The 14,137-nt window shown below is 46.8% G+C and carries 13 protein-coding genes; 12 read left to right on the forward strand and 1 reads right to left on the reverse strand.

The genetic code is table 11. The features are described from left to right. From DPF93_RS17240 to motX, 5 genes are all read left to right on the forward strand, one after another. A complete protein-coding gene (locus DPF93_RS17240) occupies positions 1-1,425 on the forward strand; it encodes a glycoside hydrolase family 32 protein (protein ID WP_114767344.1) in 1,425 nt (474 codons plus the stop codon). 45 nt (positions 1,426-1,470) lie between these two features. After that, entirely contained in the window at positions 1,471-2,361 is an 891-nt protein-coding gene (locus tag DPF93_RS17245; RefSeq protein WP_244204750.1) for an SIS domain-containing protein, read from the forward strand. A 101-nt stretch (positions 2,362-2,462) separates the two neighbouring features. Then, a complete protein-coding gene (locus DPF93_RS17250; protein WP_114767345.1) occupies positions 2,463-3,437 on the forward strand; it encodes an isoaspartyl peptidase/L-asparaginase family protein in 975 nt (324 codons plus the stop codon). A gap of 163 nt (positions 3,438-3,600) precedes the next feature. Continuing rightward, positions 3,601-4,920: an adenylosuccinate synthase gene (locus tag DPF93_RS17255; RefSeq protein WP_114767346.1), complete on the forward strand. Its 1,320-nt coding sequence runs from the start codon at positions 3,601-3,603 to the stop codon at positions 4,918-4,920. A 259-nt stretch (positions 4,921-5,179) separates the two neighbouring features. Further along, complete coding sequence (motX, locus tag DPF93_RS17260; protein WP_114767347.1) at positions 5,180-5,815, forward strand: flagellar protein MotX; 636 nt, start codon at positions 5,180-5,182, stop codon at positions 5,813-5,815. An 84-nt stretch (positions 5,816-5,899) separates the two neighbouring features. Here motX and DPF93_RS17265 read toward each other — a convergent pair whose 3' ends face one another. Then, positions 5,900-7,309: an amidohydrolase gene (locus DPF93_RS17265; protein ID WP_114767375.1), complete on the reverse strand. Its 1,410-nt coding sequence runs from the start codon at positions 7,307-7,309 to the stop codon at positions 5,900-5,902. Positions 7,310-7,563: 254 nt separating this feature from the next. On the opposite strand from DPF93_RS17265, the gene rnr reads away from it, so the two are divergent. The 7 genes from rnr (at position 7,564) to rplB (ending at position 14,116) form a co-directional block, all read left to right on the forward strand. Then, entirely contained in the window at positions 7,564-10,038 is a 2,475-nt protein-coding gene (gene rnr, locus DPF93_RS17270) for a ribonuclease R (protein ID WP_114767348.1), read from the forward strand. Between the two features lie 12 nt (positions 10,039-10,050). Further along, positions 10,051-10,788 carry a 23S rRNA (guanosine(2251)-2'-O)-methyltransferase RlmB gene (gene rlmB / locus DPF93_RS17275; RefSeq protein WP_114767349.1) on the forward strand — a complete coding sequence of 246 codons (738 nt, stop codon included), beginning with the start codon at positions 10,051-10,053 and terminating at the stop codon, positions 10,786-10,788. A gap of 612 nt (positions 10,789-11,400) precedes the next feature. Continuing rightward, complete coding sequence (gene rpsJ / locus DPF93_RS17280) at positions 11,401-11,712, forward strand: 30S ribosomal protein S10 (RefSeq protein WP_001181007.1); 312 nt, start codon at positions 11,401-11,403, stop codon at positions 11,710-11,712. Positions 11,713-11,726: 14 nt separating this feature from the next. Further along, positions 11,727-12,356, forward strand: a complete 630-nt coding sequence (gene rplC / locus DPF93_RS17285; protein ID WP_114767350.1) for a 50S ribosomal protein L3 — start codon at positions 11,727-11,729, stop codon at positions 12,354-12,356. A 17-nt stretch (positions 12,357-12,373) separates the two neighbouring features. Beyond that, on the forward strand, positions 12,374-12,976 hold the full coding sequence (rplD, locus tag DPF93_RS17290) for a 50S ribosomal protein L4 (RefSeq protein ID WP_075651050.1): 603 nt from the start codon (positions 12,374-12,376) through the stop codon (positions 12,974-12,976). Then, positions 12,973-13,275, forward strand: coding sequence for a 50S ribosomal protein L23 (rplW, locus tag DPF93_RS17295; RefSeq protein ID WP_004398471.1), 303 nt, complete (start codon positions 12,973-12,975; stop codon positions 13,273-13,275). Before rplD ends, rplW begins: the two co-directional genes overlap by 4 nt. A 16-nt stretch (positions 13,276-13,291) precedes the next feature. After that, positions 13,292-14,116: a 50S ribosomal protein L2 gene (gene rplB / locus DPF93_RS17300; protein WP_114767351.1), complete on the forward strand. Its 825-nt coding sequence runs from the start codon at positions 13,292-13,294 to the stop codon at positions 14,114-14,116. Positions 14,117-14,137 lie beyond the last annotated feature (21 nt).

The following is a 14,137-nucleotide window of genomic DNA, read 5'->3' on the forward strand; positions in this document are numbered from 1 at the left end:
ATGACATATTCACATACCCTTGCTGACCAACTCTATTTCAATGACGTGCTCGCCATCGCGCTGAATCAAGCAAATCAAGCTTCTGATCCTTATCGCCCGGTGTGGCACTTTGCTCCTCAATTCGGTCTGTTGAATGACCCAAATGGGCTGGCCTATTTCAACGGTGAGTATCACCTCTTTTACCAGTGGAATCCTAAAGCCTGTGCTCATGGCGCCAAAGCATGGGGGCACGCCACCAGTAAAGATCTACTTAAGTGGCAACATCAGCCGCTAGCGCTCGCTCCCACTCAAGAGTTTGAGACGCACGGTTGTTACTCAGGTTCGGGCTTAGTCAATGGTGAAAAACTGGAGCTTTTCTATACCGGTAATGTCAAATTTACTCAAGGCGGTCGTACCGCTTATCAGTGCCGAGCGACTTATGAAGCAGGTAAGCAAGTAGAGAAGAAAGGCATTGTACTTCCACTGCCTGAAGGCTATAGCGGTCATGTGCGCGACCCTAAAGTGTGGCAACACCAAGGGCGTTACTACATGGTGTTGGGTGCTGAAGATCTCGATTATCAAGGCAAAGTGTTGGCGTATGTGTCTGATGATTTACAACAATGGCACTGGCTGGGTGAAGTATTTGGGCATGGACTCAATGGTCACCACAGTGATGACTTTATGTTGGAGTGTCCGGACCTTTTTCCGTTAGCGAATCGTCATGTGTTGATCACTTGTCCTAAAAACTGGATTGAGCGTGATGGCGAAAAGATTGAAACCTTTGATGTGACTTATCACGTTGGCGATTTTGACTATCAAACCGCGGCATTTGCTCACCAAGAGGGTGTGTTGATGGATCACGGTTTTGATTTCTATGCACCGCAGACTTTCGCAGATCAAGAAGGGCGTCGCATTCTATTTGGTTGGATGGGTAAGCCAGATGAGTTTGAGGCTTACCAACCCACCATTGCTCATGGCTGGATTCATCAAATGACTTGTGCGCGTGAGCTGACCCTAGTTAACGGGCGACTAAAACAGCTACCTGTTGCTGAAATTAGCCAAATGCGTCACTCACAACAATGCTTTACCGGTTTGTCTACTTGCTTTGCAGGTCTGTCGGCAGAATTGCAATTGCATGATTTGCAGGGCAAAGAACTCACCATTGAAGTTGCAGATGATTTACGTATTGAAGTGGATAGTACGGGGTTACGCACTGTGCGCCGTAATCTGAAAACCAATCAGTGGCAAAGTATTGAATGGCAGGGGCGAGTTGAGTCACTGCAGTTGCTGCGCGATCACTCAAGCCTTGAAGTCTTTATCAACCAGGGTGAAGCAGTTTCCACCTCGCGCTTTTTCGGCAAAGGCTTTGGCGTCGAAAGTGATAAAGGTTTTAAGGTAAGCAGTAAACAAGAAATCTCAGCAACTTGCTGGCAATTAGCGCAATAACAGGCATTGACTGCTTGAGCGCGTCATGACGAATTAAGGGAGCCTATGTATAATAAAGCGATTGCTTCACAAGGAATGATACTTTCGGTGGATATTAATCAAGTAATTCCCAATATTCGCATGCGATTACCATCGCTAACGCGCACAGAGCAGTCTATTGCTGAGAACTTCCTCAAGCCGCATTTTCTCAATAAGTCTGTTTCAATTAATGAAGTGGCAGAGCGTTTGGGCGTATCAACAGCATTAGTTGTGAAAGTGTCTAAAAAACTGGGTTTCAGTGGCTTTAAGCAGCTGAAAGATGCGCTTAATGCGCATCAAGACTCAGAAACTTATGCGCCAAATGAGCAACTTCTGCCGGATGATTCGTGCGATCAAATCGTGACTAAAGTGCTGCAAAACTCGATCAACGCGCTGCAAGAGATCCTCAACTTTGTTGACGCCAAAATGGTCAGTGCCGCAGCTGATGCGATTATCAATGCGCAAAATATCGAGCTGTATGCGGTGGGTGGGTCGACCATTATCTGTGAGGATTTCCAGCACAAGCTATTGCGCTTTGGTATCCGCACTAATGTGCCGAAAGATCGCCATCTCATGTTGATGTCAGCCAGCGTCTTGAGCGAAAAAGATGTGGTTTTGGTGGTGTCTCACTCAGGACAAACCGTCGATTTAATGGATGCAGTGCGTTTAGCTAAACAATCTGGCGCCACGGTGATCTCGATTACAAACAACTACCATGCAGAGCTATCGCAACTGTCAAACTATCCGTTGTACGCGCCTGCCTCACCAGAGCCTTTGCTGGGTAAAAACGGCATCGCACGTTTGGTTAAGTTGGCGATGATCGATAGTCTTTACGCCACGATCGCGAGCAAGATCCCGCAAGTGGTACAAGACAATCTTGAGAAAACCACTAAAGCGGTTGCTTTGTTGCATCGCTAAGCTGGATTCTGTCATTTTTGTTTAACGAGAGCCAAATAGGCTCTCGTTTTTTATACCATTCAAGTAGACTGGGCTTTTCGCATCCTCCAGGAGCGCCAGTTATGCCATCAGTTAATACTGCCAACACTTCTCCTTTTGCTATCGCTATTCATGGTGGCGCGGGTACGATTTTACCTGAGCATATGAGTGCCGAATTACAGACGGCAATCGAGCAAGACTTGGCGCTCGCTGTAAAAGCCGGGCATGCCATTTTAGTCCAAGGTGGCTTGGCGGTTGATGCGGTAGTAGCCGCGGTTAAAGTGCTTGAAGATTCCCCCCATTTCAATGCTGGTAAAGGCTCGGTTCTTACCCATAAAGAGATGGTTGAGATGGATGCAAGCATTATGGATGGTCGCCACTGCGAAGCGGGTGCGGTTGCTTGTGTGCGTCATATTAAAAACCCGATTGCGCTGGCTTATGACGTGATGCTGCATAGCCAGCACGTGCTTTTATTTGGAGAGGGCGCAGAGGAGTTCGCCTTTAGCCAAGGCTATGACTTTACTGAGCAAGATTACTTCTTTACCGATCGTCGTTATGACCAACTGATGGCGATCAAAGAGCAAGGCGGGGTGGCACTTTCGGAAGCGAATTACTCACAAGCCAGCTATCCCGATGATAACAAGCACGGCACGGTTGGTGCTGTGGCACTAGACCAATTAGGCAACCTTGCGGCTGCGACTAGCACCGGTGGCATTGCCAACAAACGCTACGGTCGAGTTGGCGACTCACCGATTATTGGCGCAGGGACATTTGCAGAAAACGGCAATGTGGCGCTTTCTGCAACCGGAGTGGGTGAGTGTTTCTTGCGTAAAGCGGTAACCGCAGATATCGCGGCTCGCATGCGTTATCTGCAAGAAGATGTATCAACTGCATGTGACAATGTGATTCATGGCGAACTTAAAGATATTGGTGGCGAAGGTGGGGTGATTGGTCTCGATGCCAAAGGAAAAGTACACTTTGCCATGAATTCAACCGGTATGTATCGCGCAAGTATTGATGCAGATGGCACTCTGCAGGTGAAAATTTATGCTGAATAATAGCTAGTTTAACCACTACTTAGCTAAGTGGCTGACTCTGCTCAGCCTTTTATCACGTGATATTCAACCACAACCCGATTAAATCGGTATGATTAAAAAATGACTGCAAGAAGCGTGATTCAGTGCTAGAATCCTTTTTTAACTAGCAATCAGACTTGGAAAGATGGGAAATAACGTAGTCGTTCTAGGCACCCAATGGGGTGACGAAGGTAAAGGTAAAATCGTAGACCTTTTAACTGAAGATGCAAAATACGTGGTGCGCTACCAAGGCGGTCACAATGCAGGTCATACACTTGTAATTGACGGTGAAAAAACCGTTCTTCACTTAATTCCATCAGGTATCCTTCGCGATAACGTAAAATGTGTTATCGGTAACGGTGTTGTTCTATCACCTGAAGCTCTAATCAAAGAAATGAAGCCTCTAGAAGAGCGCGGTATCCCGGTACGCGAGCGTCTTTTCGTTTCTGAAGCTTGTCCTCTAATTCTTCCATACCACGTTGCGCTAGACCAAGCGCGCGAAATCGCTCGTGGTAAGAAAGCAATCGGTACGACTGGTCGTGGTATCGGTCCAGCATACGAAGATAAAGTTGCTCGTCGCGGTCTACGCGTTGGCGACCTATTCGATATGGAAGCATTCGCAGAGAAACTAAAAGAAGTAATGGAATACCATAACTTCGCTCTAGTGAACTACTACAAAGCTGACGCAGTAAGCTACGAAGAAGTACTTGAGCAAGCTAAAGGCTACGCTGAGCTACTAACTTCTATGGTTATTGATGTAACTGACGAACTAGACGCAGCACGTAAGCGCGGCGACAAGATCATGTTCGAAGGTGCTCAAGGTACACTGCTAGATATCGACCACGGTACTTACCCATACGTAACTTCTTCTAACACGACTGCTGGTGGTGTTGCTGCAGGTTCTGGTTTTGGTCCTCGTCACCTAGGTTACATCCTTGGTATCGCGAAAGCTTACTGCACTCGCGTTGGTGCAGGTCCATTCCCAACTGAACTATACGATGGTCTAGACAAGCAAGATCCAGTAGGTAAACACCTAGGTACTGTTGGTCACGAGTTTGGTGCAACAACGGGTCGTCTACGTCGTACTGGTTGGTTCGATGCTGTTGCTATGCGTCGCGCAATCCAAATCAACTCAGTAACTGGTTTCTGTCTAACTAAACTAGACGTACTAGATGGTCTTGAAGAGCTAAAAATCTGTACTGGTTACAAGATGGCTGATGGCTCGGTACTAGAAGTATCACCAATGGCTGCAGATGCTTACGAAAACGTAACGCCAATCTACGAAACTATGCCTGGTTGGTCTGAGAACACAGTTGGTGCTAAATCACTAGACGCGCTTCCACAAGCTGCTCTTGATTACATCAAACGTATCGAAGAACTAACTGGTGTACCAGTAGACATCATCTCAACTGGTCCAGATCGTAACGAAACAATTATCAAGGTTCACCCATTCGAATCTAAGTAATTGGTTACACAGTTTGATAAAAGCCGACTTTAGAGTCGGCTTTTTTGTACCTGCTGGTTGAGGAAGCTTGCTTTCCCGCGCTATAGATGACAAGGGTTGCTGGATTTTTCAGCAACTTGTGGCAAACTATTGCCAACAGATGGCAATTTTTGTCTAAAGAGTTTGCAAGCGTTGCCGATACAGTTATCGAGACTAATTCTGCCTATTATTTAGGTAGGGTAGGCATCGAATTCAACAACAGTGCAGGTATAGTGCAGGTATGAAGCTACGAACAGTAGCAGCTTCGTTGATGACGTCACTGTGTGCGACCTTTAGTTACGCTAACGTAGCGGATGTGGGGGCGCCAGTGCCGATATATTCCGAAGCTGAACTAATTAAACTGATCGAACAGAATAAACATTTAGAACGAGTCAAAGCCGACAACTGCCAGCTGGTGGAAGATATTGTCGCGCGCGCAACCCGTATTAGCCTGCCATCTTACGAGTTTTTGTATGGTGATATGTTGGCGTGGGGCGTGTGTGTTGAGCAAGATGTTGAACTGGGTCTCTACTACATGGAAAACGCCGCTCATCAAGGCTTGCCGACCGCACTTGAGCAGCTTGGTCGTTATTACTCGCGTGGTACGTTAGTACAGCAAGATAAAGAGCGCGCGATCCCTTACCTGCGTGAGGCGGCAGCAATGGGTAACTTGAATGCTCGTATTCACTTAGCGGAACTGCTGCTGCGTGATTACGGCAGCCCACTCGATTATGAAGATGCTTACCGTTGGTTGTACAACTCAGTAACGGCTGATCAGCGCCAACACAAACGAATTTCACGCTTAAGACAAGGTCTTGAGCTACGCATGCCAGACAACATTATTGCGCGTGCGAAACGTCGCGATACCTTCTGGTAAGTCTGCGTTAAAATTTCAAAAAAACTGCACTTATAAAAATGCCCAGCAATTGCTGGGCATTTTTGTCTTCAATGTAGAGAGAGGTTATTGAACCACTTCACCTGATGCGATAACAGTTTCGCGTACCACTTCAGTAAACTCTAGTGCTTCCTTACGGATTTCATCTTCGTCTACCGTTAGGATTTCGCGATCTTGCATGATTAGCTGACCGTCAACGATAGAGTGGCGAACGTTAGCAGAGTTAGCTGAGTACACTAGTGCCGAGTATGGGTTGTAAACCGGTACCATGTTTGGCGCTTTGGTATCGATAACAATGATGTCAGCCAGTTTGCCTGCTTCAAGTGAGCCGATCTTGTCTTCCATGTGTAGTGCTTTTGCAGCCCCCATGGTTGCCATATCGATAACCTTGATTGGTGGCATTGCTGCGCGGTCTTTGTTTACTAGCTTGTGCACTTTTGCCACTTGGTTGAATTCATCAATCGTGCTCAGTGTGTTGCCAGACATAGGACCATCAGTACCTAGACCGATACGTACGTTTTCATCGTACATTTGCAGTGCTGGTGATACACCTTTTGCTGATTTGATGTTGGCACTCATGTTGTGTGCCACACCCATATCAGATTTCTTCACTAACTCGATGTCTTTGTCATCGATTAGGATCATGTGCGCGCCAACGAGGTTTTTGTTTAGTGCGCCAATGCTTTCCATGTATTGCACTGGTGATAAACCATTTGAACGTTCAGCGATCACTTGTTGCTCACGATCAGATTCTGCTAGGTGCATCATTACTGGTACATCTTTCTCTAGCGAAAGCTTCGCTACTTTTTGCAGGATCTCTGTGGTGTTGGTGTATGGACCATGCGGTGCAAATGCTGGTGTGATACGTGGGTGGTCTTTGTATTCTTCAATAAACTTAAGCGTGTAATCGATACCTGCTTCTGCGTTCTTCGCTGATGCTACCGGGAACTTGATGATGGTTTCACCAAGGATTGCACGCATACCAATTTTATCAACGGTTTTCGCTACTTCGTCTTCAAAGTAGTACATGTCAGCGTAAGTAGTCACACCACCTTTTAGCATTTCAACGTTACCTAGGTTTGCACCGATGCGCACCATATCACGTGATACAAGCTTCGCTTCTAATGGGAAGATGTAACGGTGTAGGCGATCTGGCACGTCGTCCGCTAGTGAGCGGAATACGGTCATTGAAACGTGAGTGTGAGTGTTGATAAGACCCGGCATAACGATATCGCCATCCACATCTAACACTTTATCTGCTTTGTATTGCTTCTCTAAAGACTCATCACCAACGGCGATGATTTTGTTGTCTTTCACTACAACAGTACCGTTTTCATAAACAGTTTTGTCTTGGTTCATAGTTAGAACCATAGCGTCGGTGATCATCAGATCAACTTTCTCTGCGGCAGTTGAGACTGCTGAGAATAGACCTAAGCTGGCAATCGCTGTTGCTAATAAAGTGCGTTTCATAGTTATCACTAAACCTATAAAGGGGGAGGGGATAGGAAATTGGCGCTGAATATGGCAATAAGGCGATTTATTTGCAAACGTTTGCTTTATAAATTGCAGTAAAGTGTGATCTTGATCGGTAGTGGTTATCACGTGTACATTGGCTCGCTAAGTTATCAAAATTTCATGGCTATTTTTCCTTTTTGTAACAGCTAAGCTGTAGCTTATATCGTTACTCAGATATAATAGCCACATACCTTCCTTGCTAATTGGGCTTGCTTATGTCAGACCAAATCCAAAACGATCCATTCGCTGATCGTGAATCAGAAAATTATGAAAATCCGATTCCAAGCCGTGAATTCATTCTTGAATTTCTAGCGCAGGCTGGCGTCCCACTAAACCGCAATGATTTATTCGAAGCACTGCAACTTGAAGGCGAAGAGCAGTATGAAGGCTTGCGCCGTCGACTGCGTGCGATGGAGCGTGATGGACAACTGGTCTTCACTCGTCGTCAATGCTATGCGTTACCTGAAAAACTCGAGATGGTGAAAGGCTACGTGATTGGTCATAAAGACGGTCACGGCTGGGTAAGACCTGAAGGCAGCATGAAGAAAGAAGACGATATTGTGCTGCCTCACCATCAGATGAAGAACATCATTCATGGTGACTTCGTGTTGGTACAGCCAACGCAAAACTCTAAACGCGGTCGCAAGGAAGGACGTTTAGTTCGCGTATTGGAAGAGCGTAACACACAAATTGTGGGTCGTTTCTTCTTAGAGTATGGCTATTCATACATGGTGCCAGATGATTCACGCATCAGCCATGACATCTTGATCCCCAATGACCAAAAAGCCGGTGCCCGTATGGGTAACGTGGTGGTTATCGAGATCACCGACCGTGGTTCACGCTCTCGTGGCATGATGGGTAAAGTGGTAGAAGTTCTTGGTGAGAACATGGCGCCAGGTATGGAAACTCAAATTGCTATCCGTACCCACCAAATTCCACACGAGTGGCCAGAAGCTGTCGATAAGCAAGTTGCGAATCTGGGCGAAGAAGTGCCAGAAGAAGCCAAAGTCGGTCGCGTCGATTTGCGTCAGCTGCCTTTGGTCACGATTGATGGTGAAGACGCTCGTGACTTTGATGATGCGGTTTACTGTGAAGCCAAGAAAGGCGGCGGTTGGCGTCTATGGGTGGCGATTGCTGACGTAAGTTACTATGTACGTCCAGAAACGGCGCTCGACAAAGAGGCGATTAACCGTGGTAACTCGGTTTACTTCCCATCGCAAGTTGTACCGATGCTGCCAGAAGTGCTGTCGAACGGCTTATGTTCGCTTAACCCGCAAGTTGACCGTCTATGCATGGTGTGTGAGATGACAATCTCGGCGAGCGGTAAGCTATCAAGCTACAAGCACTATGAAGCGGTGATGAACTCTCATGCACGTCTGACTTACACCAAAGTGGGTGAAATTCTCGATGGCAATGAAGAGCTACGTGAACGCTATCAGCCATTGGTGCCGCATCTAGAAGAACTGCATAAGATGTACAAGGTGCTGAAAGATGCACGTGATAACCGCGGTGCGATCGAGTTTGAAACGGTAGAAGCGAAGTTCATCTTTAATGCTGACCGTAAGATTGACCGTATTGAACCTGTGATTCGTAACGATGCACACAAGATCATCGAAGAGTGTATGATTTTGGCGAACATCGCTTCGGCATCCTTGGTAGAGAAAGCCAAAGAGCCAGCGCTGTTCCGTATTCACGAAACTCCGGGTGAGCTGCGCCTGCAAGGTTTCCGTGATTTCCTTGGTGAGCTAGGTCTAAACCTAGGTGGTGGTCTAGAGCCATCGCCAACCGATTATGCTGAGCTAGTAAAACAGATTGCCGAACGCCAAGATAAAGAGTTGATCCAAACTATGCTGCTGCGCTCAATGAAGCAAGCGGTGTACAGTGCGGATAACTGCGGTCACTTTGGTTTGGCACTCAAACGCTACGCGCACTTTACTTCACCAATTCGTCGCTACCCTGACTTATTGTTACACCGTGCAATCAAATATTTGATCGCCAAAGAAGAAGGTCGTAACCAAGACCGTTGGACACCAACCGGTGGTTTCCATTACTCATTTGACGATATGGACTTCTACGGTGAGCAATGTTCGATGACTGAGCGTCGCGCGGACGATGCGACTCGTGAAGTCGCTGATTGGCTCAAGTGTGAGTACATGCAGGATCACGTAGGTGAAGAGCTAGACGGTGTGATTGCCAATGTAACTAGCTTCGGTTTCTTTGTCCGTTTGACTGAACTGCACATCGATGGCTTGGTTCACATTTCATCATTGGCGAACGACTACTACCAGTTTGATCCAATTGGTCAAAGACTTATCGGCGAAAGTTTCGGTGCTATTTACCGTCTTGGTGATGCAGTAAAAGTGAAAGTGCTGTCGGTCAACTTGAACGATAAGCAAATTGACTTTGAATTAGTCGAAACAAGTCGTAAGCTACGCGGCAAAGGAAAGACGGCGAAGAAGCGTGCGGCAGAAGCACAGCAGAAAGCGAAAGCGAAAAAACGTGCCGCGACGGGAAGCCGTTCGGAGCGCAAAGCAACACCAGACATTGAACCGACTAAACGTCCAGAGCCTGCCGAGCGTAAAGGACGTAAAGAGGTGAGTGGTGATGCCAACAAGCCGAAAGTGAAAAAGGCACGTAAGAAAAAGCCGCATAGCAAGCCGAAGAAAACTAAGCGCGCAAAGAGCGAATAACAGGTTTAGATAATGAGTAACGAATTTCTTTACGGTATTCACGCAGTCAAAGCAGTACTAGAGCGTGAACCTGAGCGTTTCATTGAAGCGTTCGTATTAAAAGGTCGTCAAGACGACCGTCTATTGCCAATTCTGAATGAACTGCAACGTTGTGGTGTGTCGATTCAACAGATGGTGCGTAAAACGCTAGATGACAAAGCGCAAGGCGCAAACCACCAAGGTATCATCGCTCGAGTTAAGCCGGCTAAACAGCTTAACGAGAACGACCTTGATGACATTCTAGCTCAGCATGAACAGCCACTGTTGTTGGTGTTGGATGGTGTGACAGATCCGCATAACCTAGGTGCTTGCCTGCGTAACGCAGATGCAGCAGGTGTTGCGGCAGTTATCGTACCGAAAGATCGCTCAGCACCAATGACGGCAACAGTGAGTAAAGTTGCTTGTGGTGCGGCTGAAATTATACCGCTAATCCGTGTTACTAACCTTGCACGCACGATGCGTGCACTGCAAGAGCAGGGCGTTTGGTTTGTAGGTACGGCAGGTGAAGCGACGCACGACATTTACCAAGCAAAACTGACCGGTAAACTGGCAATCGTAATGGGCGCTGAAGGTGACGGCATGCGTCGCTTAACGCGCGAAACCTGTGATGACCTAATCAAGATCCCAATGGCAGGTACGGTTTCAAGTCTTAACGTATCAGTAGCTTCAGGTATCTGTTTGTTTGAAGCCGTGCGTCAGCGTAGCTTGTAAAAGTGAGCGCAACGCTTAAAGAGCGTTGCTTACGGATCACGGAACGTTAATCTCGATGGAGATTAGCTACCGAGAAGGGATGTGAACGCTGTATAGCTTCACATCCTTTTTTATTCGATGTTGTATTTGGGCTCGTGTGTTTGCGAGCGCAGCGTTCCGTAGCGGAGCATAAGCTTCGCGTTGACCATTCCGTAGTGAAGCGAAAAGCTTCACGTTCCCGCATCTCAAAGCCATGCCAAGCAGGGCGCTCTCATCTCTCCAATCTTTGAAGATTATTTTTCACCCAACCCTTGCACATCAAACTGTGATCTGTATAATGCAGCGCACTGGTTAAGCCAGTTGTGAACCAATGAGCAGCGAGGAGCTGACTTTAAGTCAGGTAATGTAGACTCAGCTTATGTTCGCGGTTAATACAATTAGCTATCTTTTCTTCGGAAAAACTATCCCCAGAGGTGACTCTGGTATGTAGGGGTAGTTAATCGAAAATTAACTGACAATGCGTCCTAATCTTGGATGCTACGGTTTCACATAAATCAATCGGCATTCTCTCGTCTTGACGAGTTTGAGTGGCGATATTGTTTGTGTAATTTTTAATAATTGGAGCTCTGTCTCATGCAGAACCAACGTATCCGTATCCGCCTAAAAGCTTTCGATTACAAACTAATCGACGCTTCTACAGCGGAAATCGTTGAAACGGCTAAGCGCACTGGCGCACAGGTTCGTGGTCCAATCCCACTACCTACTCGTAAAGAGCGTTTCACAGTTCTTATCTCTCCACACGTTAACAAAGATGCTCGTGATCAGTACGAAATCCGTACTCACAAACGTCTAATCGACATCGTTGAGCCAACAGACAAAACTGTTGATGCTCTGATGCGTCTAGACCTTGCTGCGGGCGTTGACGTACAAATTAGCCTAGGTTAAGGGAGATTAGAAGAATGATTGGTCTAATCGGTCGTAAAGTGGGCATGACCCGCGTATTTACTGAAGAAGGCGTTTCTATCCCTGTAACTGTTGTTGAGGTTGAAGCGAACCGTGTAACTCAAGTTAAATCTCTTGAGACTGACGGCTACGCAGCAATCCAAGTTACTGCTGGTACTAAGAAAGCTAACCGCGTTACTAAACCAGAAGCTGGTCACTTTGCTAAAGCAGGTGTTGAAGCTGGTCGTGGTCTTTGGGAATTCCGTTTGGAAAACGGTGAATCGTTCGAAGTTGGTGCTGAACTAACTGTTGAACTATTCAACGAAACTAAGAAAGTAGACGTTACTGGTACATCTAAGGGTAAAGGCTTCCAAGGCGCTATCAAGCGTTGGAACTTCCGCTCTCAAGATATGACTCACGGTAACTCATTGTCTCACCGTGCTCCTGGTTCAATTGGCCAATGTCAAACTCCAGGTCGCGTGTTTAAAGGCAAGAAAATGGCAGGTCACATGGGTGCTGAGCGTGTAACGACTCAAAACCTAGAGATCGTACGTGTTGACGCTGAGCGCAATCTGCTTCTTATTAAAGGTGCAGTCCCAGGCGCAACTGGCGGTAACGTGATCGTTAAACCAGCTATTAAAGCATAACGTCTCAGGAGTAAGTAATGGAACTTATGGTTAAAGGTGCTGATGCACTGACTGTTTCTGAAACTACTTTCGGACGTGAGTTTAACGAAGCTCTTGTACACCAAGTAGTTGTTGCGTTTGCAGCAGGTGCTCGTCAAGGTACACGCGCTCAAAAAACACGTTCAGAAGTTTCTGGCGGTGGCGCTAAGCCATGGCGTCAAAAAGGTACTGGCCGTGCACGTGCTGGTACAATCCGTAGCCCAATCTGGCGTACAGGTGGTGTTACTTTTGCTGCGAAACCACAAGATCACAGCCAAAAAGTTAACAAGAAAATGTACCGTGGTGCTATGAAGAGCATTCTTTCTGAGCTAGTTCGTCAAGAGCGTCTAATCGTTGTTGATAACTTCTCTGTAGAAGCGCCAAAAACTAAAGAGCTAGTTGCTAAGCTTAAAGAGCTTGAGCTAAACGATGTACTAATCGTAACTGGCGAAGTAGACGAGAACCTATTCTTAGCTGCTCGTAACCTATACAAAGTTGATGCACGTGATGCAGCTGGTATCGATCCAGTTTCTCTAATCGCATTCGACAAGGTTCTAATGACTGCTGATGCAGTTAAGCAAGTTGAGGAGATGCTAGCATGATCACTGAAGAGCGTATCCTAAAAGTTCTACGTGCACCGCACATCTCTGAGAAAGCAACTATGGCTGCAGAGAAAGCGAACACTATCGTTTTCAAAGTAGCTAAAGATGCAACTAAGAAAGAGATCAAAGCAGCTGTAGAAAAGCTATTTGAAGTTGAAGTTAAGTCTGTAAATACTCTTATCACTAAGGGTAAGACCAAACGTCAAGGTCTACGCCAAGGCCGTCGTTCAGACGTGAAGAAAGCGTACGTTACTTTGAAAGAAGGTCAAGATCTTGACTTCGTTGGCGGCGCGGAATAACAGGAGTAGTTGAGAAATGGCTATTGTTAAATGTAAGCCGACTTCGGCTGGTCGTCGTCACGTAGTTAAAGTTGTTAACGCTGACCTACACAAGGGTAAGCCTTACGCACCTCTTCTAGAGAAAAACTCTAAGAACGGTGGTCGTAACAACAACGGTCGTATTACAGTACGTCACATCGGTGGTGGTCACAAGCAACACTACCGTCTAGTTGACTTTAAACGTACTAAAGACGGTATCCCAGCGAAAGTTGAGCGTCTAGAATACGATCCAAACCGTAGCGCGAATATCGCTCTAGTTCTGTACGCAGACGGTGAGCGTCGTTACATCCTAGCACCTAAAGGTCTAAAAGCTGGTGATGCTATCCAGTCTGGTGTTGATGCACCAATCAAAGCTGGTAACACGCTTCCAATGCGTAACATCCCAGTAGGTTCAACTGTACACAACGTTGAACTTAAACCTGGTAAAGGTGGTCAGCTAGCTCGTTCGGCTGGTGCATATGCTCAAATCGTTGCTCGCGACGGTGCATACGTAACTATCCGTCTACGTTCTGGCGAAATGCGCAAAGTATTGTCTGAAGGCCGTGCAACGATCGGTGAAGTAGGCAACTCTGAGCACATGCTACGTGAATTAGGCAAAGCTGGTGCTAAGCGCTGGCGTGGTGTTCGTCCAACCGTTCGCGGTGTGGTAATGAACCCGGTTGACCACCCACACGGTGGTGGTGAAGGTCGTACATCAGGCGGTCGTCACCCAGTATCACCTTGGGGTATGCCAACTAAAGGCTTCAAGACTCGTAAGAACAAACGCACTGACAAGTACATCGTACGTCGTCGTAACAAGTAATCTATATAAAGAGGAATCGCC

This window comes from Vibrio rhodolitus (genome assembly GCF_003350325.1).
In the GTDB taxonomy this organism is placed as follows: domain Bacteria; phylum Pseudomonadota; class Gammaproteobacteria; order Enterobacterales; family Vibrionaceae; genus Vibrio; species Vibrio rhodolitus.